We start from the raw sequence: 23,418 nt of genomic DNA, 5'->3' as shown, positions 1-23,418 counted from the left end.
TTAAAAGAGGTTGTTTGCAACTTCAAGATCTTCTTTAAAATCTACTTCCATACATCGAAAATCTGAAATATCAACGGCGTTGACCTGCATGTTATTTTCTGCAATGGCCTTTTCAATTCCGCGCTCAAAATAGTCGTTGTCATCGCAGTTCTCAAGTTGTTCAAGCAGTACCGGCATATCTTGTTTTGTCACAAAATTAATACCCACAGCTTCTCCAAGACCATTTTTTACCTGCTTGGAAAGTTCGTCGATTTTGCCATTTTTGAGGGTGTATTTGACCTCTTCTTCGGCAACACGAGAAGTGTTGACAGCGACAAAGGAATGCCTGGCTTCGATTTCTCTGTTCAATACAGAAAAGAGTTCGGAATCAAAGATAACATCTCCATTGATCCAAAGAACATCTTCATTTCTATACTTTTTAAGTGCCTTTAAAAGGCTCTTTGAGGTGTTGGTGGCATCGAAGAACTGGTTGTAGATATAAGTGAGGTCGGGAAAACGTTCCATGATGAGGTCTTTTTTAAAACCTACAACCACAGAAATGTCATGTTCATTAAAATATTCAGAAAAGTTCTCAACCTGTTTTTCCATAATGCTTTTTCCTCCTTTTAACGGTGTGAGGGGCTTCGGGAAAGGATTTCCTAATCTTGAACCTATACCTGCGGCTAAAATGACAATTTTCATAAGTACTTTTCTTCAGATTTTTTCAAAATCACCTTCTGTAAAAAAGGATTCAGTTTGGCGAAGATAAGGTTTGGCTCCAGCAGTTCATAAAAACCTGCAGCATTTTTTGTGATCTCCTTGGTTGATAAGCCTTTAAGTGCTTCTTTTTGAAAGTCCTTCAAATGTACCGAAACATTCCTGTCTCCATCCTCGTAAATTCCCCAGTAATTTTTTTTTACAGAAGGAGAATGTATGGAAAACGAGGGAATCTTTAAGGCTTTGGCAATGTTGGCTGCACCACCTTCATTGCCTATAAAAAGATCACAGGTGGCACAATTGGCAATGAAGTCCTGCAGTTCCCTGGCATAAAGCTCTAAAAATATTCTGGATCTGGTGACCGGAGTACAATGATTGTAAATTGCAAGAGCTTCTTTTTCCTGGCAGGGGGAGTAATTGAATAAAATTTGACAATTTTCTACCTGCGCCACCATCTTATCTAATAAAGCGGCCATATAAGAAGATGGGTAACTTTTGTTTTTTGAGCTTCCGAGCACGCCGCACATGATCAAAGGTTTTTCAAAAGAAACTCCTCCTGCTTGTAAATTTACTGCGGCTTTTTTCTTCTGTAGGTTGTCCAGGTATATCTTTGGTCGCGAATGTTTCGGAAAATCTTTTTGAAGTCCCTGTAGAAACTGCATCCGGTCTTCTATAGCCAATCCTGCAGATGTAGCCGGCTCCTTAACAGGTGTAAAGGTTTTGGTGTAGAAATAACTGGTGTATTTCTTATGGTAACCCAGCCTACAGCTGGCTCCTGTAAACAGCGATATCATTCCCGTGCTTATTTTGGAGTAGATGTCGATCACATGAGTGTAGCCTTCTTTCCTTATCTGCTTTCCGAAAAACAGAAAATTGACCGGATTTTTATTAAGAGCCGGATCATAAATGACCAGTTTGTTGATATAAGGATTATTTTCAACAACCGGCCGGGTGTGAGGCTGAATAAGATAATGCAGTTCTGCTTCAGGATATTTCTTCCGAAGGGCTTCAAACAAGATAGAGGACGTAAGTACATCCCCTATCATTTTCTGCTGAATCACAAGTATCTTCATAGCTCCTGTTGGAGGTTGTTTGAGTATCTAGCTAATCGTACTTCTGAATTTATTTTCAGAATCATATTACCTAAGCCGGTTAGAGCCTGAAAAATTTCAGGTTGAGATTAAACCGAACTTTCAAACAACCTTTCTATTGTATTACAAGGTTTCAACAACCTAAACTGCTACATTGTGTTCTCTCAAAGCATCATTTAGAGAAGTTTTCTTATTGGTGCTCTCTTTTCGTTTTCCAATGATCAAAGCGCATGGCACCTGGTATTCTCCCGCCGGAAATTTCTTGGTGTAGCTTCCGGGTATCACTACAGAACGCGCAGGCACAAGTCCCTTCATCTCTACCGGCTCATCCCCGGTTACGTCAATGATCTTGGTGGAGGCAGTTAGAACAACATTAGCTCCAAGAACCGCTTCTTTTTCCACTTTCACTCCTTCAACAACGATACTTCTGGATCCTAAAAAGGCATTATCTTCAATAATTACCGGCGCCGCCTGTAAGGGTTCCAATACCCCGCCAATACCAACGCCGCCGCTCAAATGCACATTTTTGCCAATTTGGGCGCAGCTTCCAACAGTTGCCCAGGTGTCTACCATCGTACCTTCATCAACATAAGCACCAATGTTTACGTAACTTGGCATCAAAATGACTCCGCTGGAAATATAAGCTCCATGTCTTGCTACTGCATTGGGAACTACTCTTATTCCTTTTTCTTTATAACCTCTTTTTAGTGGAATTTTATCATGATACTCAAAGATCCCGGCTTCAAGGGTTTCCATCTTTTGAATAGGGAAATATAGTACTACAGCCTTTTTTACCCATTCATTTACCTGCCAGCCATCGGCTACAGGTTCGGCAACCCGCAGTTTTCCTTCGTCGAGCAAATCAATTACTTCCCTTATGGCATTTGTAGTTTCAGTTTTATTGAGAAGATCCCTGTCGTCCCACGCTTTTTCTATGATCTCTTTAAGATGTTCCATTTTGAAAATTTTATTTCTTTTAATTAAATATGCTTCCACTTAAGAAGTGGAATTTTAAGCAGAAAAACCTGCTGAAAATGACCTTTTACAGAGGTTTTTTATGCAGGCTGCCTGTCGTGCGAAGGTAATACATTTAACTTAGATTAGCTGAAGCCTTGAGTGGCGCTGCGGTTGTTACCCATTTTTAGGTTCACGAATTAACCCGTATCTTTGCCGCCGAATTATGGGCAGAATACTGGCAATAGATTACGGCACAAAACGCACCGGAATTGCAGTTACCGATGAGCTACAGATCATAGCTTCGGGATTAACTACAGTTCCTACGGCCGAACTGCTGCCTTTTCTAAAAAAATATTTTTCTGATGAAAATGTAGAACTTGTCCTCTTGGGAGAGCCTAAACAAATGGACAATACTGCTTCTCTCAGTGAAGTGAGCATCCAGGAATTCCTGAAGAAGTTCAATGAAAATTTTCCCGAAATGAAACTCGAAAGAGTTGATGAACGTTTTACCTCTAAAATGGCATTCCAGTCCATGATCGACAGCGGTCTCAAAAAAAAGCAGCGACAAAATAAAGCCCTTGTAGATGAGATAAGCGCAACTATTATACTGCAGTCATACCTTTATAAGTGATTTTATATTGAATATGGTATATTGAATATTGGATTCAATATAAAAAGATGATGAAGGAAGAAATCAAGAAAAGATCAAATCTTTTTGCTCACAAATGTGTTAAACTGGCAGTTGAGTTGCCAAAGAATAAGCTGGGAAGTCATATTGAAGGACAATTAATTAGGAGCTCTACCTCTGTGGCGGCCAATTACAGGGCAGCATGTCTTGGTCAGTCAAAAAGAGCATTTATTTCCAAGTTAGGAATAGTAATTGAGGAAGCAGATGAGTGTATTTTCTGGCTTGAATTTTTGAGAGATGAGGGTATGGCAAAACATGTTGATTTTAATGAGGCGCTAAAGGAAGCTAAAGAATTGACTTCAATTTTTATTGCTTCCCGAATTACTGCTCTGAAGAACTTGAAGTAGTTTTAAGAAAATATAGATTATAAATTATTCAATATAAAATATACAATATTCATTAAAGAATGGTATTACCAATCACAGCATACGGAGATCCGGTATTAAGAAAGAAAGCCAAAGATATTCCGGAGGATTACCCCAAGTTGAAACAGCTTTTGGATAATATGTGGGAGACCATGTATGGCGCATATGGAGTTGGGCTCGCGGCACCACAGGTAGGGTTGCCAATTAGAATATTTCTTGTAGATACCTCTCCTTTTGCTGAAGACGTAGAACTTTCTGAAGAAGAACAAAAGGAACTGGCTTCTTTAAAGAAGGTGTTTATCAATGCAAAAATTGTGGAGGAGACGGGTGACGAGTGGGCTTTTAATGAAGGCTGTCTAAGCATTCCTGAAGTAAGAGAAGACGTATTTAGAAAACCCGAGATCAAGATTGAATATTTTGACGAAGATTTTAATAAACACGTGGAGGAGTATAAAGGTATTGCGGCGCGGGTGATACAGCATGAATACGACCATATAGAAGGTATTTTATTTACAGATAAGCTAAGTAGTCTTAAAAAGAGGCTTATTAAAGGCAAGCTTTCCAACATTTCTAAGGGAAAGATACAGGTAGATTACCGCATGAAGTTCCCCGAACTTAAAAAAGGCCGTTAATTAGTTTTGTTTTCTAGGCAGGAGGTAAGATATTTGCCTTCCAAAAATTAAAAAAATATGAAGTTAGATAAAGTGTTGTCAATTTCCGGAAAACCGGGATTGTATGAACTTAAAGCACAAACCCGCGGAGGTTTTGTAGCTGAATCTATGTTAGACGGAAAAAAGATCTCTGTAAACATGCGTCACAATGTGAGCCTGTTGAGTGAGATCGCCATATATACGTATACTGAAGAAATCCCATTGCGTGAGGTCTTCCAGAAGATCTATGATAAAGAGAACGGGGGAGAGGCAATAAGCCACAAAGAATCCAAGGCAAAACTGGAAGAATACTTTAGTGAAGTACTGCCCGATTATGATGAGGATCGTGTGTATGTAAGCGACATCAAAAAGATCATCCAGTGGTACAACCTTTTGGTGAGTAAAGGTTACACCGACTTTAGTAAGCCGGATGAAAAAGCTTCGGAAGAAACAGCCGAAACCGAAAAAGCTACAAAAGACTCCTTAGGCGAAGAATAATAGCCTTCCAGGAATTATAAATAAAAAACCAACTGTTCTCAGTTGGTTTTTTATTTGAGTAAAACTTACCTTTCCTTTCTTAAAGATCATGAAAATGAATTCACGACAAGAACAGCTCAAAGCCTTTGACAGGCTACTCACAATAATGGACGAATTGCGGGAGCAATGTCCCTGGGATCGCAAGCAAACTCTGGAAAGTCTGCGGCACCTTACCATCGAAGAAACTTATGAATTGGGCGATGCCATTCTCGACAATGACTTGCAGGAGGTGAAAAAAGAGCTGGGAGATCTTTTACTGCACATCGTCTTCTATTCAAAAATCGGGAGCGAGACTAAGGATTTTGATATCGCAGACGTTGCAAATGGTATCTCTGAAAAATTAATTAGCCGCCATCCCCACATCTACAGCGACACAAAAGTGAACGATGAGGAAGATGTGAAGAGAAACTGGGAACAGCTAAAACTAAAGGAAGGCAAAAAGAGTGTCCTGGAAGGCGTACCTGCATCTTTGCCGGCCCTTGTGAAAGCCAGCAGGATCCAGGATAAAGTTGCCGGGGTTGGATTTGACTGGGAGGAGCCACAACAGGTATTCGAAAAGCTACAGGAAGAGCTGGAAGAACTCCAACATGAGATCAACTCAGAAAATCAACAAAAGATAGAGGAGGAGTTTGGGGATGTGATGTTCAGTATGATCAATTACGCCCGATTCCTAAAAGTAAATCCCGAGGATGCCCTGGAGCGTACGAATAAGAAATTTATTAAACGGTTCCAGTACCTGGAAGGTAAAGCTAAGGAGCAAAATAAGAGCCTTAAAGATATGACCCTGGCCGAAATGGATGTCTACTGGGAAGAGGCTAAGCAGATATAAGCAGCTTTAGGTAAGGACCATATAAAAACACCTCTCTAAAAATGTCATTTTAGAGAGGTGTTTTTCATTTTAAAGCCCGTTTAGGTCTTATTGATCGTAAAGGGATTTTACTTTTTCCAGCTTCTCTTTCCAAATCTTTAGCTGGTCCTTCTGGTTTTGAATGTTCTTGTGAACATCCTGTACCAGTGGATTCTTATCATCTACATTTGAGAAAAACTGCAGGTTGTTTTCCAGCTGTCTTATTTCTGCCTTTGTTTCCTCTATCTTTTTGGTGAGGAAATAATGCTCATTATTCAGTTTTCTGGAATCATCAGAATTTTCAAGAGCCTGTACTTTGTTTTCGTACTTAAGCATCTCACTCTGTTTTTTGTCCAGGTCGAGCTTATCGAAAGCCTGATCAAGGGCTTTGTTGAACTTTCCTTCTATATAACGCTTGGTGTGCGGGACACGTCCAAGTTTCTTCCACTCTTCAATAAAGTTCTTAATGGTAGGAAGATCTTGTTTACGATCGCCGGATAGTTCTACAATTTTCAGTTTTTCCAGGAGCTCCTTCTTTTGATCAAAGGCTTCGTTTTCTTCCTGGTTTTCTTCATTTCTGGAAGCATGAAGTCTGTCGAAATAATGATTACAGGCTGCCTTAAATTTTTTCCAGATCTTGTCGCTATCCTTGCGGGGAACATGTCCAATATTTTTCCAGTCGGTCTGGATCTTTTTCATAAGCGGCGTAGTGGCCTTAAAATCGTCGCTATCCTTATGCTCTTCGGCTAACTTAACGAGTTCCTGTTTTTTCTCCAGGTTCTCGTATTGCTCTTTTTTCTGGTTCTTATAAAAAGCATTTTTATTGCGATTAAAACTACGTACGGCCTCCTTGAATTTCTTCCAGGTCTCATCGTTTACGTGACGCGGCACTTTTCCCGCATTGAAAAAGGCTTCCCGTAAAGCTTCAACTTCGGTGATCTTTTGTTGCCACTGCCTGTGAGACTTATAACTTTCTGAAGCTATTTCTTTTATCTGCTCAATGATCTGCTGCTTTTTTTCAAGGTTTTTCTCAAAATCCTTTTCCATCTGCGCAAAAAACTCCTGCCTTTTATCATGGATCTGTTTAGTGGCATCACTAAACTTTTGCCAAATGTCATCCCGGTATTCTTTCTCTACCGGTCCCAGATCTTCCTTCCACATCTTGTGGAGCATTTGTAACTCCCGGAAAGCACGGTTAGTATCGGCTTCCTGTGTGAGTTCCTCTGCGCGGGTAATGATCTTTAATTTTTGCTCCAGGTTGTGCTTGAAATCCAAATCACGAAACTCCCTGTTAAGGTGTAGAAAATCATAGAAATTCTCTACGTGATGGTGATAAGTATTCCAAACGGTATTGTACTTGTCCCTTGGGATAGGACCTGCCGTTTTCCAGCGATCCTGCAAATCTTTAAAGTGCTTGTAGGTGGTGTTGATGTTCTCTTCAACATCGATCAAACCTTTTAATTCTTCAATTATTTCCAGTCTTCTCTCCAGGTTCTTGTTGAGGTCCTGCTTGAGTTGCTGGTAATATTTATTTCGTTTTTCCTTGTAATCGAAATACAGGGAATTAAATCTCTTCTTTAAAGGGGTAGAGTAGTGGAAATCAATGATATTTCCGCCATCGGCAAGAAATTCTTCCTTTTTTTCTTCTATCTCCTCGTCCAACTTGGCATTGAACTCGGCACGTATTTCTTCCACGTGCTCTTTGATAGCCTGTACCTTTTCATTTTTTAGAAGTTTTTCCAGCTCATCGGCCAGGGCTTCCTTGCTCATCGCATGGTAATCCTTCTTCTCAATACCGTGGCGCTCTCCTGCAGTCTCGTCTTCACTTTCTTCGGCTACAGATTCTTCCATCTCGCTTTGTGCATCGCGGGCTTTCTTCGGCGCAGGACTTTCTTCCTCTTCACTTTCTTCGGAAGATTCCTTCTCTACCTTTTCGTCTGAAGTACCCGGACTGGAGGAGTCAAAAAATGGATTTTTGGCCTCAGATTTTTCACCCGAAGTCTTCTCCCCAGTTTCTTTTTCCTTAGAAGCTGAAGCTGCTTTCTCTGCGTCTTCATCATCTGTCTCCAAAGCTGCTTCGGGAGAAGTGGCAGGTTCGGCCGTTTTCTTATCTTCGGTCGACTGTGCTTCATCTACCATAGCATCTTCAATAGAATCTTTATCTTCTGTTTTGTCTGAAGTTTTCACTTCTGAAACAGGTTTTTTTGCAGCAGATGCTGTAGTTTCTTTTTTCTGAGAAGCCGTTTCTCCTTCCTCCTCATCATCACTATCCAAAGCCGCTTCTGCAGAGGTGCCGGGTTCGGCATTTCTCTTTTCTTCGGCAGATTTTCCTTCATCTACCATAGCATCGGCAATGTGGTCTTTATCTTCCTTTTCTTCGGAAGGTTTTTCAGCTGTTTTTTCTGTCTTATTTACAGGATTTTCGGCTTGGGAATTCAAGTCATTATTCTCTTTCTCCGGCTGCTCCTGGTTGGACAGTTTATCTTTCTCAGACATATCTTTCAATGTTAAGGTTCACTATTCAGTAATAAACGTGAAAGATAACAACTCCCCGCGTACCTAACAAGGGATTGCGGCTATTTATAAACGGAAAAATGAGCTGAAGCGGCTATCCCCGGATCCAAATTTCCCAGGCTTTCAAAGCCTGAAGTTCCAGCATTTTCTGCCCGTTTAGAACGGTGGCTCCGCCAGATTCGGCCAGCTGCATTAATGCGGTTTTTGAAGGGTTGTAAATAAGATCAAAAAGCAGGTGCTGTGTATTAAGATGCTGTACAGGAAGGGCCGGAAATTCTTCAATTTTTGGGTAGGTGCCAAGGGGTGTGGTATTGACGATCACAGTATGTGTGGCAAGGTTTTCTTTAGAAAGATCTTCATACGAAATGGCATTTTTGGAAGGTGACCGGGAAACAAATCTTGTGTTTATGTTCAAAGATCTCAGGGCGTAATCGATTGCTTTGGAAGCACCGCCGGTACCAAGGATAAATGCGTTTTGATGATGTGGCTTCAGGTGAGGTTTAAGTGCTTCAGTAAAGCCGAAATAATCGGTATTATAGCCCGTTAATTGGCCATCTCCAGAAACTTTAATAGTGTTTACCGCCCCTATTTCTTCGGCAATCGGGTCAAGGTTATCCAAAAAAGGCAAAATCGTTTCCTTGTATGGAATGGTTACATTCAGCCCTTTTAGTTCCGGGTTGTTAATAATAACTTCAGGAAACTCCTTGATGTCTTCCAGATCGAAGTTTTCATAAACAGCGGCAATACCTTCCCGTTCAAATTTTTCAGAAAAAAACTTCCGCGAGAAAGAATAGGAAATGTTGCGGCCTACCAGCCCAAATTTACGCATAAGATTTTCTGTTTTTAAGTTCGGCTATAGCCAGCCAAAGGACCAGGAAAGTTCCCGCAAGTATAAAGAAAATTGCGATCCAGGTACTAAGCTCATCGAGTTGCGGAATATACCTGTCATAATTATCTATGATCTTGTTGCCCTTTTGGTCAAGTAGAAAAACACCTTCGGTATCCTTACGAAATTCAGCTTCTTTCCAAGGCCACACAACTCCCAGGGAACCCGTGATAAATCCAATGATCACTGCAAATGTGGCGTTTTTATATTGCTTCAGCAGGTAGCCTAAAATATGAGATAAAGAGACGAGTCCGGTGATTGATCCTGCTGTAAATACGAGCAACACCTCTAGCAGGCGTAATCTGTCTTCATTATTCAGAAAAGAAAAATCCAGCTGAAAAATTTCAGATAAAGTAAGGTAAAGAGCATTTACAGAATCTACCAGGAGCAGTACATAATTGCCCAACAGGATGAGAATAAACGAACCCGAAAGGCCAGGTAGCGTCATGCCTGAGACTCCTACAATTCCGCAGAAAAAGACAAACCACAGGTTGTCATTCTGAGCGGCAGGTTCGAGAAAACTAATGCTCACTCCGGCAATGATACCCAGCAGCATAAAACCTATGTTGCGGCGGTTCCATTCCTCAAAATCCTTGCTTATGTAGTAGATCGAGCCCAGGATCATCCCGAAAAAAGAGGCCCAGACGTAGAGTTCATAGTGGGTGATTAGGTAATCCAGCAACAGGGAAACGGAAAAATAACTTATCACCATCCCCAGGATGAGCAGGGAAAGGAAGCGACCGTTTGTGTAGTACCACAGGCTGCGAAACCTTCCGTTTACAATAAGTTTGAGGGAATTTATGTTGAAACGCCTCAGGGAAAAAATGAATTCCTCGTAAAAACCTCCAACAAATGCGACCATTCCTCCGGAAACTCCGGGAACTTTATTTGCGGCACCCATCAAGATGCCTTTGATGACCAGAAATACTTTATCGCTATACGTTCGGGTTTGCTGCATTTTCCTGCACCGGCTTTTTTTCTGCGAGGCCCTCTAAGATAAGAATAAGGGCAAACCCTGCAAGCATAAGAACCATTGCCGGTAGGGTATGAGGTTCTGCTTCAAAATTCCACGGCATTACAGATTCGTCTCTAAGGGTAATTATCTTGTCCCCGATCCTTACTGTTTCCAGTTGCAGCTTCCATGGCCAGATCTTATTTAACGAACCGGCAATAAAACCTGTCAAAGTGGCGAGGGTAAGAGTGCTGTAATTCGCAAAAAGCCATTTGAGGAGACGTGAAAAAGATAGCAATCCAAACACTGCCCCCAAAGCTACAATGCCCAGGATCTTCAGGTCGAATTCGTGAGCGGCTTCACTAACAGTTTTATATGCGCCTAATAGAACCAAAATAAACGCTCCCGAAATTCCCGGCAGTATCATGGCACAAATTGCTATTGCCCCGGCAAAAAATAAATAGAGATCACTTGCGGCTGCGGTTAGCGGGGGCAGGGAAGTGATGTAAAGAGCCACCCCGGCACCAATGACCAGAAAAAGAAATACATTAAAAGTCCATTTTTTAATCTGTTTGGCGACATAGTATACACTTGCCAGGACCAATCCAAAAAAGAAGGACCAGATGAGAATTGGATGTTCTTCCAGCAAATAATTTGTAAGCCGCATCACCGTAAAGATGCTGAACAGAATACCACCTAACAGGGCAACAATGAAGTTCCCGTTAAGCTCTGTCCACATGGCTTTGAAGCCGTCCTTTTTCCAGGTTTGCAAAAGCCCGATCTTCACACCGCTAATGGTAGAAATGAGCTCCTCATATATACCCGAAATAAAAGCTATGGTACCACCGGAAACTCCGGGAACCACATCTGCGGCTCCCATAGCCATTCCTTTTGCTGTAAGAATAAGGTAATCTTTAAAACTTCTACGCATTGTCTAATTTTGAAGTGCGCAAAGTTAAAGAATTAACTGCAAGATTTAAGGTGCATTTTTATTTTCTCCTTCACCGATTTCCTCGCGAAAATTGAAGGGAAAAGCTCCTCAATGATGATGTAATATTCAGAATCCATCTTGAGGGCATTATTTAAGTGCGTATTACCCTTTTCCGGTTCGTGCAGCATGAAATACAGCCCGGCAAGACGGTATTCTATCTCGGCTGTTTCAGGATAGAACTCAACAGCCTGTAACAGGTTTTGTACTGCAGCTTCAAATTCTCCAAGGTTAATAAGAACATCGCATCGCTTGATCCAGGTTTCCAATTCGTAGTTTCCCAGCTCAAGAGCCCTGCGGTAACCTCTTTCGGCCTCCTCAAGTTGCTCCAATTTGTTATTGATGCGGGCATACCTTTTCCAGTACAATACGTTCTCGCTGTCAATGTTGATAGCTTTATTGATGTAGTAAAGGGCTTTACGATGGTTTCCTTTTTTGTAAAAGAAGTCGGTGATGGCAATCCAGCCTTTGTCCAACAAGGGATCTTCATGAACCGTTTGACGGTAATTCTTTAACGCCAATTCATCCAGTCCCAGTTTTTCGTAGCATTTTCCAATCCTTAAATAAGCAAAGGAGGTTGGGTCATCAAGATCCATGGTAATGGTGTAGTTCTCAATGGCTTCGTTATATCTGCCCAGTTTTTCCAGCACTTTTCCTTTTTCAAGGTAAGCGCCTATAAAAGTATCATCACTAATGATCGCGAATTCATAGGCAGATAATGCCTTTACATAGTTCTTGAGATCGAAATATTGTTTTCCCAGCTGGTGCCAACCTACTTCAGAATATGGATTCCCGTCAAGGAATTTTGTAAGATAATCGATAGCTCCCTGCTTCTGTTCAAGAAAATCGAAACAATACATGATGTTGTACAGGGCCGAGTAATCTTCCTCATCGGCTTCCAGGCACTTCATAAAGTTCTGTTTCGCATTTTCAAAATCTTCCAGGAACAGGTATTCCATTCCCAGCAGGGAATAAACATCGGCTTCATCATACGTCATTTCCAGAGCAACCTCAAGCATATGAATAGCTTCCTGGTGCTGGTCCTTTTTGGATAGTATGTTGGCCTTTTGGATATAGACTTCCTCGTTAGAGGGTTCCAGATCATAGATTTCGTTCAGTATTTCTTCGGCCTGGTCAAGCTTGTCTTCAAATACAAGGATCTCAACCTTAAGTAATTTAAGGTTTACCGAGGTAGGGTGTTGTGAAAGTCCCAGTTTAACAGCTTTCTTGGCAAGGGCAATTTTTCCATTCTCTAAATAGAAATGAATTATACCTTCAAACTCCTCGGAGTCAAAAAATAAGACATCATTTGTCTTCAGCATCGATTCAAAACGAGTAAGGGAGAAATTGTTTTCTTCGTTATGGCTTAATAGCATAAGCAGTTTTTACTGATTTCTACAGTATTAAAGTTATAAATGTTCTACAGCGACCGTGGTAAAGTACAAATTTGTTGTTAACAAAGTAATTAACACCACAGGTTTACTGCAATAAAGAGTCTAATGTTTCAATAATTATGCCGCAACCTTTTTTTATCTCATCCATTGAGATTGTTAGCGGTGGAGTGATCCTTACGGCCTTTCCTTCGAAAAGTAACCAGAACAAAATTAGGCCTTTATTCTGAGCCCGAATCACCAATTCGTTCACTTTTTCTTCTGAAGTCAAGATTGGTGCCAACATTAATCCGCGCCCGCGAACTTCCGAAATTAACGGGTGCACCAATAATTTCCTGAATAATTGCTCTTTTTGAAGGGTTTGTTCAATAAGAATACTTTCTGTCAATTCCTGAAGCGTCGCCAATGCTGCTGCCGCTATCACCGGATTCCCTCCAAAAGTCGTTATATGGCCCATTTTGGGATTATCACTCAGCGTATCCATTATTGCTGAAGAGGAGGTAAAGGCTCCAATTGGCATTCCGCCACCCATGCCTTTTCCCATCACAACAATATCGGGCACCATATCAAAATTCTCGAACCCAAAGAGTTTTCCGGTGCGGCCAAACCCCGGCTGAATTTCATCAAGAATAAGCAGAGCGCCTACTTCTTCACATCTGGCCTTTACTTTTTTGAGGTAATCATTTTGCGGCTGAATAAATCCCGCCCCACCCTGAATACTTTCCAGGATAACTCCCGCAGTATGTTCAGTGATATTTTTCAGGTCTTCCTCGCGATTAAATTCTATCCACGAAACGTCTCCAATAAGTGGGCGAAATGGTTTTTGCCGTTCCTCGAAAGTCATTAGGCTTAAAGATCCCATCGTATTTCCATGATAGGCGCTTTTTGCCGCAATAATTCCAGTTCTTCCCGTATAGCGGCGCGCCAGTTTTAAGGCGCCTTCAATAGCTTCGGTACCCGAATTTGTCAGGTATGTTTTTTCCAGCGGCGCAGGCAGGTGAGAGGCCAGCAATTTGCAAAGGTCTACTGCCGGGCCTTGTGCATATTCGCCATACACCATTACGTGAAGGTATTTTTCTGCCTGCTGCTTTATTGCATTTACCACCCTGGGATGGCAGTGACCAAGGGTACAGGCCGAAACCCCTGCCACAAAGTCCAGATAACTTTTTCCGGCGGAATCATAGATGTATGAACTGGAAGCATGCGAAACCTCCAGCGCCAGCGGATAAGGCGATGTTTGCGCCTGATATTTCAAAAAATCCTGTTTCAAATCTTTATTCTTTTTTAGGAAGTGTACCCGCGGCAGGGGAGATGGTATCCTGCTGTTTTGTCGGGCGCGGCATTTGGCCTGGCGCCGGTTGCACACTATCCTGAACGGGAAGACTGTCGATTTCCTCCTGCCTTAAAAGTGGTTCTGGTTGAGCAGCTTTTTCGGTGGCACCAGAAATTGTGTCAGAAGGTCTTTCCTGAAGATCTGTTTCCTTTAAACGACTTTTCTCGTTGAGAAGCGGCCCATTTCCGGGTTCGTTGTCGAAAAAGTTCTCTTCTTCTTCGGGTAGCGGAATTCCTTCAATTTTCACCGGCTCATGATCGGGATCGTCAGCGAAGAGATCCTCTACAGAAAGAGGGCGTTCTTCACCTCGCCAATTAAAGCCTTTGAGGGTGCGGTCATTTTCTGGCAGTTCACTTTCGGGGAAGAGTATGCCGTCGATTTGGTTGTAATAAAATACATCTGTCACCTTTTGCTCTTCAAGAAATACTGAAATCGAGCTGGAAAGGGTTTTATTGATCCCAATCAATTCACCGGGATCATTCCTCATGTAATAAAGCGTCTCGGTATTCTTAACCAGGTCTACCTGCTGCAAACTGTTGTCGTTGAATTTGCCGTACATCTGTAATCCCTTTAGTTGATTGTAACCACTAATGCTGTCCTTTTGAATCATAAAAGCATTGTCGAAAACCTTTAGAGAGTCCATTTCTTCGGTCTCTACATTGGTGAGCAAATGAATGGTGTCTCCTGTGAGCTGGTTGTTCTCTGACCAGATCACCGGCCGCCCGAGCATTTGTGTAAGCCCCGTTCTTTCCCGCACATGAATGGAATCACTCTTGCCGCTCATGTTGCTTTTGAACATACGAACATCATAAAATCCCCGTATCAGCCTGTCTTCCGCTTTTCCCGTGACCATCAACGTATCGGCGTGGATGTAGATCGAATCCTGTTCCTGTGCGCTTACGGCTACTGCGCGTTTGGTTATGAATACCGAATCTTTCTCCCGAAAAACTTCGGCATAATGGCCGCGAATCACACTTTCATTTATGGTGTCTGTAACTTTGATATTATTGGTAGCCGAAGCAAAATTTGTGTTTCGGTTAAAGTAAAGGCTATCCCCCTCTAAAATGCGGTTTTCATAGTCGATTCTGGAATTCTTTACAAAATAGCCTGTGTCCCCGCGGGTGTCATAGTAACCTCTTTCAGCATAAATTGTGGACTGGTCACTCTTGATGGTAGTGGGGCCATAGAAATAAGCACCTCCGGTTTCAGAATAAAAGTCGAGGTGGTTTGAAGTGAGCACATAATCGGGATTGGTGATCACAACTTCAGATGCGAAGGTGTATTTTTCATCTTCAAGATAATAGCGTCCAATACGGCTTTTTAGAACACTGGCCGTATCCCGGATAGTTCCTCCACTGCGGTAATAAGCCTGTTGTTTTTCCCGATCAAAGAAAAGCGTATCTGTTTCCAGGCTCGTTTGCGGGTTGCGCATGAAAACATTTCCGCTGGCAAATGCAAAACGTGTATTTCCATTGTATTCTGCATACTGGCTGGTCATGGTGATGGTATCCCCCTGCTCCATACGTACATTTCCGTAGGCTTTAAAGAAGTTCTCTTCGGCATAATGAATCGCCTGGTCTGCCCAGACCTCGATTCCCTGGTGGATGAAATGCACCTGCTCGTTCACTTTGCTAAGGATAAAAGCCCCTGGATATTTTTCCTCATTTTTTAAGGTGCGCTCACTCTCGTACCTAATCTTCTTACCCTCCTGGGCATAACTATTTGGTCCCCATGTAAAAAGGACTGCGAAAAGGCATAAGATCTGGACGTACTTCACCAAAAGAAATTTGCTTCAAAAGTAGTGAATTCTGAAGGAAATTGGCGGCAGCGGGAAATCTTTTAAGGATGGGATTATCAGCTTCTTCTATAGCAGTAAATTTTTCCTGAAAAGAAAGTTTACAGCACTAAGTTCGGGCGCTTATAAGCTGAGGCGTTCCTTTTTATCTTCCTTTTTAAAAGAACCAATTATTAACAGAAAGGCCGCAATTGTAACCGAGACATCTGCCATATTAAAAACACCGGTATGAAGAGGTCCTAATTTTAGAAACATAAAATCTGTTACCGAATTATACAGGACACGATCAATAATATTCCCTATTCCTCCTCCAATGAAAAATGTGAATGCAACGAAATTAAGCTTTGAGATATTTTCACTTTTGTACAAATAGTAACATAAGTAAATCAACACGAGAACTGGCATTAGCTGAAAAATGAATAGCTTGACAGTAGGATGAAAATTTGATCCGAAGCTTAATGCAGCCCCTGTATTTTCAACTTTTGTTAAAATGAAATTATCCTTAACTACTTCAATTCTTTCGTGAGGATTTATATTTCCCCGAACTTCTTTTTTTGTGATTTGATCACAGCTAATATTGGAAATAATTAGGATTAGCCCGACTAAGATCGTTGTTAATCGTCTTGTATGCATCTGGTTTATATTGAGCTTGTCAATTTTTATTTATCTCCCCTCGTAACCTAAACAATATCTCGCTTAAGGTCTGAGTCTTTTTGAATTTTAGCATCTAAATTACTTCCGTAATTTCCTCGTCCTTAATCAAATTTGTTCAACAAAATCTTTAAAGACTTTTTTATGATGTTCAAGATCCAAATTGGGAGACAATGATACCCTGGCGATATAATCTTTATCGTCTTCTTTAGTCGTTCCCTGGGTAGATGTCGCAGGGATAGTCCAGTAACATCCTTTTAACTGTCCATAGCTCACACAATACTTGCTCTCATTCGGGATTTCGCTGATCATCATATCGATCAATTTTTGATTCAATTTCCTTTTATAAGCTTCTCTTTCTTCATCTGTTTCTCCTTTTGTTGGAAGATCCAATGAAAATACAGAGGGAGTAAATCCTGCCTGAGCCAATTCTTCCGAAACAAAATTGATCTTCGCCGTTGGTAAGGTCTTCTTAATGAAGTTTACAAATTCACGGGTATTTTTATAAGCATCTTTAATCCTTTGATTCATTGAAGGCAGTTGCTCTGCTAATAATTGAACCTGAAGACCTGTAGCCTCGTTATCACAAAGTATCAAATGCTTTTCAATCTTCTCCAATAAAGCTTCGGCCTTATCATTGGCTACACAATAACCGGCAGTACATTTTCCTCCACTTGGAAATTTTGATCCACTAACATATGAAATGGTTCTTATGTCGGAGAGTATTCCGTCCTTAGCCAGGAACTGTACATTAGGACAAAAAGTTTGATCTAAAATAAAAACCGGATCGATGGCAACTTCGCCTGATGCACTTTTACGGACTTTACTTAAAACCTCTTTTAATTTTTGTAGATCAGGAACTTCGACCCTTGGATTAGTTGGGATTTCAGCGATGATATAAGGGACAGCATTTTCTTTAGCGATCCTGTCCAATACAGTGTCAATACTTTGAACCATATCATTGTCACCATCAACAGGCAGGTCCACTACTTCAACATTATCAATACATGCAGCAACCCGTCTCGCCTGGTCGTTCGTTCCACCGTAACAATTTGGGGGAACAATAAATTTGATGTCTTTGCCTTTATGCTTTTCTAGTGCATCATCAATAAGGCCCATCATGATAGCATACTGGATAGATAATCCACTAGAAGCAAGTAAAGCCTTTGTGTTGGTGCCGGTGATCTTTTTAATTGACTCTATAACCTTAACCTTATTTGCCTCAATAGTATTTTCCTGCCGGTTAGCAGTAGATTTTCCTACTAACTGCTGCAAGGCAGAAAATGAATCGGCAGGGGTCATTGCAATAGTTTCTCTTCTCCTTACATGCTGAATTTCTGAAATATAGCTCTCATTTTGGTCGCCATTTACCAGTAAAATGCTTCCCAGGTGAGAGTGCACACTAATAAAAAAGTCGATATGTGAATTAAGCTCAATTTTACCTATTTCATCCTGCGGGGAGAAGAAAATAGTACTTCCGTCATATCCCGATATTTCTTCCAGGTTCTCAACTTGCTTTAATTCAAAATTATAACCGTAAACACGCTTTAGGGCTTCAGGATCAAAAAATTCGGGTAATTTTCCCGTATAACATATTTGTGTATTCTTGTTTTCCAACAGGTTCTTTCTAAGGACCGCCAGAACGGGAACCGTCCTTGATGAGAAACTAATGACATTTTCCGGCTTTAGACCATTTAATCCTGCAATTGACCATTCAAGAATAGAGGATAAGGGGTGACCTAACCGAATATAATCAAAGGCGGTTGGTAACTCACTTAGTGCTGATGTTTCAGAATTATTGGCTTCAAACAGGTTCTCAAACCGGTCTAAAAATTGAGTTTTTGCCAGCTTTTCATCATAAATATCCAGTCGATGGGTAGTTAGCCTCAACCAGTCAGCAGGCATATTTTCTAAGACTTCTTCAATATAATTCAGCACTTTATTCTCTTTCATAGCTTTAATTTTGGACAGGCCGGCAAGATAAAGGAATTAGGTTTATTTTTTAAATTTTACAACTGTATTATTGGGTTATTCCGGGTATTCAGAATTAATTCCGAAGCCACGAAAAAGGCAGGATCTTGGTAGGTAATAAAATTACAGAGCTATTTGAAGCTGAGTTTATTTTCTGATAACCTTTTTTCCTGGCTGGGGGAGAGAATTCCTTAGGTTTATCTTCAGATTCATTTGATTTTCGGTGATAAGAGGTGGTTTTATTTCAGGTTTCACAATTATTTCTGAAACTTCACCTGCTTAACATAGGTTTTTAAGAATAGTTTCAAAGCTGCTGCGCGTCTATTGCAGCAAAAATAAGGTGTTCCAAAAATGCCTTTTTTGGAGTCCTCTTCAGAACAGAATTTACACTTCGGCGGGTCTACCTTTTTTTTCTCCAAACCTGTCCAGTTCCATGATCTCTTCTTTGTAATCTGACGGAAGGAGCAGGGATTTTATGAAGTAATCCATTTTAAAATTTCGGCTCGCTTTGTAGGCTGTCAAAGCCGGTGGGATGACCGCATTGGATTTTAGTTCGAGCAACTCCTTTACCCGCGCAGGACAAACTAGCTCCTGAACCTGCAAGAGAAACCAGTAACGCACTGGACCGAGGTGCTTGCGATATTGCCTGTAAAGATCTACGCTGTATTTGCCTTTTTCGAGGTCGCTATACAAATGTTCTTTCCGGTCGGGCAGCCAGTCCCTGTAGTTTGACGGAAGATCCTTGATTCCCATTTCCAGGCCAACACGGTAAAAAACATTAAACACTTCCTCTTTTTCGGCTTCCGTAAGTTTGTGTTCCAGCAGTTCATAGGCACGAATGGAATACCCAATGAGCATATACAGCACATCGCGGTAAGCCCATTGGGGGATTTGGCTTCTGCGCTTGTTCTCCACATTAGCATGTACAGTATTGATCCTGCTAATCGCCGCCAGCGCATCCTTTTTTGGCAGGAAAACGATCTGCCTCGCATAAGATACGGTGGAGAACAACCTCCCCAGAGGATCGGCAGGGAGTCTTCCGGTAAAGTAGAGCCAGTCCACGGCCTTGTTGAGAGCAAATTCGGCAGAGGCACCGGCAAAAATGAAAAGAATGGTATCACTCTTTCCCCATATCTTACGCACTATCGAATCTTCATCAACAAAATATTCCATTAGCTTAAACTTTTCATTTAAGGAGGATTATGCAAGAATCCCGCCATTGCTCTTTGTGCTTTTGCCATTCAGGCATCACCTGTCTCAAATTACAAACCGTACATTTCCGCCAGATCACTTATTCCAAGAGTAAACCAGAAGATCACAAGCGCCAGCACCAGCAATGCGGGAAAAGGAATTGAAAACCCCAACTTCCGCTTAAAAAATCCTTCAACGGGAGGAAAGAAGAGCAGGGAAAGGAGGATGTAGACCGTTCCGGGTACAGGATGTACTAGTACGAGATTCAGGATTCCGAAGGTGAAAATGACCAACCCCAGGAACCAACTTAACACTATAGTCAGGTTTAATAATATTTTCATAATAATTTTTTTTCAGAAGTTAAACAAATTAACTGCCGGCGAAGGGAGTACCAAAGATTCCTACAGCCAGTTCTGCCCAAACGAGGAAGAGTGCCCCCAAGATTGCTCCACAATAAAGCAGTCGTTTTTCAGTACTTTTTACCTTTCTCATCACCAGCTCAATGCAAAGGCTGGTGCCGTACAGCAAAATACCCATAATTATAAAATCCCGCAGGTCCCAGTCCACTTCTTGAGTAAACTGCATTGCGATTAAAGGCAGGATTAGAATAGCGGTTGCGGTGAGCATAATTCCCGTGAGTCTTTTGTTTTTCATGATCATAGGTGTTTAGTTAATTAATATTAGTTTGATAAATTATTCGTGGGTCAGTCTTTGTCGTTATGAACTTTAATAAAGTACTTTGAATTACAAAGTACAGGTGCAAAAAATTTTATTTCTGGGTTTTAATTAAATTTTCCAGTGCTGTAAGATGTTCTTCGAAAGCTTTTCTTCCATCTTTTGTCATAGAATATTTAGTATTCGGTTTTCTGTCAATAAATGATTTCTGAACCGTCAAAAATCCCTCTTTTTCCAGCGCTTTCAGGTGACTTGCCAGGTTCCCGTCGGTCACGTTGAGATAATCTTTTAGCGAGGAGAAATCCAGCGTATCATTTACAGCCAGGGCCGACATAATGCCGAGCCTAATCCTACTCTCAAATGCCTTATGCAAACCATCTATAGATATTTTCACCTTTCGTACTTATAGTTCACATAGATCCCATAAATAATATGCATCACGCCGAAACCAAACGCCCAAAACAGGAGGCTGTATTGCGTGAAGCTAACCGCGAGTAATCCCAGTACTACTTGTACAAAACCAAAATATTTCACATCACTAAAGGTGAATTTACTTGCGTTGTAAAGGGCCAAACCGTAAAATATGAGCGTCATTGGAGCCATTAATAGTAATAAACCTTTAAACAAAAGCACAAGTACCAATATGCCTCCTGCCACTAAAGGAACTGCCATGTTCACCAGCATTCTCCTGGCCGCCGAATTCCACACTTTTTCTTCCCGCTTTTTAGCCTTTCTAACCGAGAAAAGTACAGCGGTACCTATGGCAAGTACCAGTACTGTAAATCCTATAAATAGGAGATCCCAAACCTGCTCTCCGACGGGAATTCCATGTACCAGCTCCTCCTGATCATTAAAGATCTCAAATGCTAAGTAAGCACCGGCCAAAGCATATAGCCCTGCCAGAACTCCCGATATTCCGCTAAGGGAAAGGAACTTTGTGGAGCGTTCCATAATGGAACGTATCTCCCGAAGATCCTGCATATAGTCTTCTTCTTTTCTTTTCATTTAAAAAGTACTTTGCAATTCAAAGTTAATTATTTAATTTTTATGTGCAAGAAATTTTTTTGGTGCAGTAAAAAATAATGTCCATGATGCAAAACTTTTTTCTACTCGATCAGAAGATCTTGACGTTAATTTTCCAGAAGCTAATTTGAATTTCATGTTTTCAATTCATTTTCCGGCTCCTTTTGGGCAGGGGTAAAACAGAAAATGGCACTGGATCGTTTTGTAAAACCTATATAATTTAAGTTTATCCCTTTTCTATTGATGAGGTAGCTACTCTCTTCAGGAAAGATAACCATAATTACAAACCATTCATTAATCTGAACTTGCTTCAGGTTCTAATCGGAGGTGGAAAGATCAATCTAAGATTTTGAAATAAATTCAGAATGATGTTTGATAGCCAAATGTCTCAATTAGAGATGAAGAAGGTTTTCTCTCTAATAACAAAAAAAGGTGTTGCTTTCGCAACACCTTTCTAAAATGCTCTTTTTGAAACTTCTTAAAGTTCGATGGTCTGAAGCCTGTCGGGACCTACAGACACGATCTTTATCGGGATCTCAAGTTCTTTTTCAATAAATGATATGTACTCTTTAAGCTCTTGTGGTAATTCATCTGGCGATGAAAGCTGAGTAAGATCTTTTTCCCAACCTTTAAAATGTGTATAAATAGGAGTTACATTTTCATGCTCTAAATTGTAGGGCAGGTGTGTGATCTCTTCTCCTCTATAATTATAGGCGGTACATATTTTTAAGGTATCAAAACCGCTCAAAACATCGGCTTTCATCATGATGAGTTGAGTAACCCCGCTTACCTGTACTGCATATTTTAAGGCCACCATGTCAAGCCATCCGCAGCGGCGGGCTCTTCCGGTTGTTGCGCCAAATTCTTTTCCCACACGTCCCATAGTTTCACCGTCTTCATCAAAAAGTTCGGTAGGGAAGGGGCCGCTGCCTACACGGGTCGTGTAAGCTTTAAATATTCCAAAGACTTCCTTGATCTGTCCGGGAGCTACACCCAAACCGGTGCAGGCTCCTGCTGCGGTGGTATTGGACGAAGTGACAAAGGGATAAGTCCCAAAGTCGATATCAAGTAAAGATCCCTGGGCGCCTTCAGCAAGAATTGATTTTCCGTTTTTCTGGGCCTGGTATAAATATTCCTCGCTGTCTATAAACTGCAGGGATTTAAGCGTTTCGATTGCCTTAAAGAATTCAGATTCCAGTTCCCCAAGGTCGTACTGTACATCAACATTGTAGAAGCTTATCATGGCCTCATGCTTATCGGCAAGGTTGCGGTATTTTTCCTTCCAGTCGCTTAGCTCAAGGTCTCCCACTCGAATTCCATTCCTGCCGGTCTTATCCATATAAGTAGGACCAATTCCTTTAAGCGTGGAACCAATTTTTGCTTTTCCTTTTGAAGCTTCACTGGCTGCATCAAGCAAACGATGCGTAGGCAGGATCAAATGTGCTTTCCTGGAAATGATAAGTTTTTTCGTGTAATCAACTCCCGATTTGGTTAAGTTGTCAAGTTCCCTCTTGAAGATCACTGGGTCTATTACCACGCCGTTCCCAACCAAGTTAATTGCATTTTCATGAAAGATGCCCGAGGGAATTGTGTGAAGCACGTGTTTTTGGCCATCAAACTCTAAAGTGTGTCCTGCGTTTGGGCCTCCCTGGAAGCGGGCGATGATGTCATATTGTTTGGTAAATACATCTACTATTTTTCCTTTTCCTTCATCTCCCCATTGTAATCCAAGAAGTAAGTCTACTGCCATAAAATTCAGGTTATTCGGTTGTTTTTTTGTTTCCGTAAAAATATAAAGAATGTGTGCTTATTTCGATATCAAAGACCTCCTCGATTGTTTGCTTGATCGACTGAATACGTGGATCGCAAAATTCTATTACCTCCCCGGTGTCGGTTAAGATAATATGATCGTGATTACGGTCAAAATATGATTTTTCGTACTGCGCCTGATTGTTTCCAAACTGGTGTTTTCTCACAAGGCCGCATTCCAGAAGAAGTTCAATGGTATTGTACAGCGTCGCCCGGCTTACCCTGTACTTTTTATTTTTCATTTTGATGTACAGAGATTCTATGTCAAAATGTTCATCACTGTTATAGATCTCCTGCAGAATGGCAAAACGCTCGGGAGTTTTGCGATGTCCTTTCTCCTCCAGGTATTTTGTAAAAACATTTTTTACAACTGCCTGGTCGTTTTTACTAATAGATTTCTTGCTCATA

At 41.2% G+C, this 23,418-nt stretch carries 24 protein-coding genes; 5 read left to right on the top strand and 19 right to left on the bottom strand.

Features of this window, described 5'->3' with window-relative positions:
- From LA313_RS16225 to LA313_RS16215, 3 genes are all read right to left on the bottom strand, one after another.
- Positions 1 to 681 (bottom strand): phosphocholine cytidylyltransferase family protein, encoded by a 681-nt coding sequence (locus LA313_RS16225; RefSeq protein ID WP_228916887.1) that lies wholly within the window; start codon positions 679 to 681, stop codon positions 1 to 3.
- Positions 678 to 1,769: a glycosyltransferase family 9 protein gene (locus tag LA313_RS16220; protein WP_228916885.1), complete on the bottom strand. Its 1,092-nt coding sequence runs from the start codon at positions 1,767 to 1,769 to the stop codon at positions 678 to 680. Before LA313_RS16220 ends, LA313_RS16225 begins: the two co-directional genes overlap by 4 nt.
- 159 nt (positions 1,770 to 1,928) lie before the next feature.
- Positions 1,929 to 2,744 (bottom strand): 2,3,4,5-tetrahydropyridine-2,6-dicarboxylate N-succinyltransferase, encoded by an 816-nt coding sequence (locus LA313_RS16215; protein WP_228916883.1) that lies wholly within the window; start codon positions 2,742 to 2,744, stop codon positions 1,929 to 1,931.
- Between the two features lie 223 nt (positions 2,745 to 2,967).
- Between LA313_RS16215 and ruvX the strand changes: the two genes are divergently transcribed.
- From ruvX to mazG, 5 genes are all read left to right on the top strand, one after another.
- Complete coding sequence (gene ruvX / locus LA313_RS16210; RefSeq protein ID WP_228916882.1) at positions 2,968 to 3,375, top strand: Holliday junction resolvase RuvX; 408 nt, start codon at positions 2,968 to 2,970, stop codon at positions 3,373 to 3,375.
- A 47-nt stretch (positions 3,376 to 3,422) separates the two neighbouring features.
- Positions 3,423 to 3,779, top strand: a complete 357-nt coding sequence (locus LA313_RS16205; protein WP_228916880.1) for a four helix bundle protein — start codon at positions 3,423 to 3,425, stop codon at positions 3,777 to 3,779.
- 59 nt (positions 3,780 to 3,838) lie between these two features.
- Positions 3,839 to 4,429: a peptide deformylase gene (gene def, locus LA313_RS16200; RefSeq protein ID WP_228916877.1), complete on the top strand. Its 591-nt coding sequence runs from the start codon at positions 3,839 to 3,841 to the stop codon at positions 4,427 to 4,429.
- A 57-nt stretch (positions 4,430 to 4,486) separates the two neighbouring features.
- Entirely contained in the window at positions 4,487 to 4,945 is a 459-nt protein-coding gene (locus LA313_RS16195; RefSeq protein WP_228916874.1) for a DUF5606 family protein, read from the top strand.
- Between the two features lie 94 nt (positions 4,946 to 5,039).
- Complete coding sequence (gene mazG / locus LA313_RS16190) at positions 5,040 to 5,813, top strand: nucleoside triphosphate pyrophosphohydrolase (RefSeq protein WP_228916873.1); 774 nt, start codon at positions 5,040 to 5,042, stop codon at positions 5,811 to 5,813.
- Positions 5,814 to 5,900: 87 nt separating this feature from the next.
- Here mazG and LA313_RS16185 read toward each other — a convergent pair whose 3' ends face one another.
- The 16 genes from LA313_RS16185 to LA313_RS16110 all read right to left on the bottom strand — a co-directional run bounded on the left by LA313_RS16185 (position 5,901) and on the right by LA313_RS16110 (position 23,417).
- Positions 5,901 to 8,327, bottom strand: coding sequence for a DUF349 domain-containing protein (locus LA313_RS16185; RefSeq protein ID WP_228916871.1), 2,427 nt, complete (start codon positions 8,325 to 8,327; stop codon positions 5,901 to 5,903).
- Positions 8,328 to 8,439: 112 nt separating this feature from the next.
- Positions 8,440 to 9,174 carry a shikimate dehydrogenase family protein gene (locus LA313_RS16180; RefSeq protein ID WP_228916869.1) on the bottom strand — a complete coding sequence of 245 codons (735 nt, stop codon included), beginning with the start codon at positions 9,172 to 9,174 and terminating at the stop codon, positions 8,440 to 8,442.
- Entirely contained in the window at positions 9,167 to 10,189 is a 1,023-nt protein-coding gene (locus LA313_RS16175; protein WP_228916867.1) for a DUF368 domain-containing protein, read from the bottom strand. The genes LA313_RS16180 and LA313_RS16175 overlap by 8 nt, the downstream gene beginning before the upstream one ends.
- Positions 10,167 to 11,114 (bottom strand): DUF368 domain-containing protein, encoded by a 948-nt coding sequence (locus LA313_RS16170; protein WP_228916865.1) that lies wholly within the window; start codon positions 11,112 to 11,114, stop codon positions 10,167 to 10,169. Before LA313_RS16170 ends, LA313_RS16175 begins: the two co-directional genes overlap by 23 nt.
- A 32-nt stretch (positions 11,115 to 11,146) precedes the next feature.
- Positions 11,147 to 12,547 carry a tetratricopeptide repeat protein gene (locus LA313_RS16165; protein ID WP_228916863.1) on the bottom strand — a complete coding sequence of 467 codons (1,401 nt, stop codon included), beginning with the start codon at positions 12,545 to 12,547 and terminating at the stop codon, positions 11,147 to 11,149.
- Between the two features lie 103 nt (positions 12,548 to 12,650).
- The gene (locus LA313_RS16160) at positions 12,651 to 13,832 is read right to left on the bottom strand and encodes an aspartate aminotransferase family protein (RefSeq protein ID WP_228916862.1); all 1,182 of its coding nucleotides are present in this window, start codon (positions 13,830 to 13,832) and stop codon (positions 12,651 to 12,653) included.
- Between the two features lie 4 nt (positions 13,833 to 13,836).
- Positions 13,837 to 15,672: an OstA-like protein gene (locus LA313_RS16155; protein ID WP_228916859.1), complete on the bottom strand. Its 1,836-nt coding sequence runs from the start codon at positions 15,670 to 15,672 to the stop codon at positions 13,837 to 13,839.
- A gap of 141 nt (positions 15,673 to 15,813) precedes the next feature.
- Positions 15,814 to 16,323: a signal peptidase II gene (gene lspA / locus LA313_RS16150; RefSeq protein WP_228916857.1), complete on the bottom strand. Its 510-nt coding sequence runs from the start codon at positions 16,321 to 16,323 to the stop codon at positions 15,814 to 15,816.
- A gap of 126 nt (positions 16,324 to 16,449) precedes the next feature.
- The gene (locus tag LA313_RS16145; RefSeq protein WP_228916855.1) at positions 16,450 to 18,294 is read right to left on the bottom strand and encodes a PLP-dependent transferase; all 1,845 of its coding nucleotides are present in this window, start codon (positions 18,292 to 18,294) and stop codon (positions 16,450 to 16,452) included.
- A 402-nt stretch (positions 18,295 to 18,696) separates the two neighbouring features.
- The gene (locus LA313_RS16140; RefSeq protein WP_228916852.1) at positions 18,697 to 19,485 is read right to left on the bottom strand and encodes an oxygenase MpaB family protein; all 789 of its coding nucleotides are present in this window, start codon (positions 19,483 to 19,485) and stop codon (positions 18,697 to 18,699) included.
- 89 nt (positions 19,486 to 19,574) lie between these two features.
- Positions 19,575 to 19,844: a hypothetical protein gene (locus tag LA313_RS16135; protein ID WP_228916850.1), complete on the bottom strand. Its 270-nt coding sequence runs from the start codon at positions 19,842 to 19,844 to the stop codon at positions 19,575 to 19,577.
- Positions 19,845 to 19,872: 28 nt separating this feature from the next.
- Positions 19,873 to 20,157 carry a hypothetical protein gene (locus tag LA313_RS16130; protein WP_228916847.1) on the bottom strand — a complete coding sequence of 95 codons (285 nt, stop codon included), beginning with the start codon at positions 20,155 to 20,157 and terminating at the stop codon, positions 19,873 to 19,875.
- Positions 20,158 to 20,272: 115 nt separating this feature from the next.
- Positions 20,273 to 20,572, bottom strand: coding sequence for a winged helix-turn-helix domain-containing protein (locus LA313_RS16125; protein ID WP_228916845.1), 300 nt, complete (start codon positions 20,570 to 20,572; stop codon positions 20,273 to 20,275).
- Positions 20,569 to 21,183: a hypothetical protein gene (locus tag LA313_RS16120; protein ID WP_228916843.1), complete on the bottom strand. Its 615-nt coding sequence runs from the start codon at positions 21,181 to 21,183 to the stop codon at positions 20,569 to 20,571. The genes LA313_RS16125 and LA313_RS16120 overlap by 4 nt, the downstream gene beginning before the upstream one ends.
- Before the next feature lie 496 nt (positions 21,184 to 21,679).
- Complete coding sequence (locus LA313_RS16115) at positions 21,680 to 22,951, bottom strand: adenylosuccinate synthase (RefSeq protein WP_228916841.1); 1,272 nt, start codon at positions 22,949 to 22,951, stop codon at positions 21,680 to 21,682.
- Between the two features lie 10 nt (positions 22,952 to 22,961).
- Positions 22,962 to 23,417 (bottom strand): Fur family transcriptional regulator, encoded by a 456-nt coding sequence (locus LA313_RS16110; protein ID WP_228916839.1) that lies wholly within the window; start codon positions 23,415 to 23,417, stop codon positions 22,962 to 22,964.
- Position 23,418: the final 1 nt, after the last annotated feature.

Source organism: Salinimicrobium sediminilitoris (genome assembly GCF_020866905.1).
GTDB lineage: Bacteria > Bacteroidota > Bacteroidia > Flavobacteriales > Flavobacteriaceae > Salinimicrobium > Salinimicrobium sediminilitoris.
The sequence above is the reverse complement of the archived record's forward strand: the minus strand, read 5'-3'. Positions and strand labels throughout refer to the sequence as shown.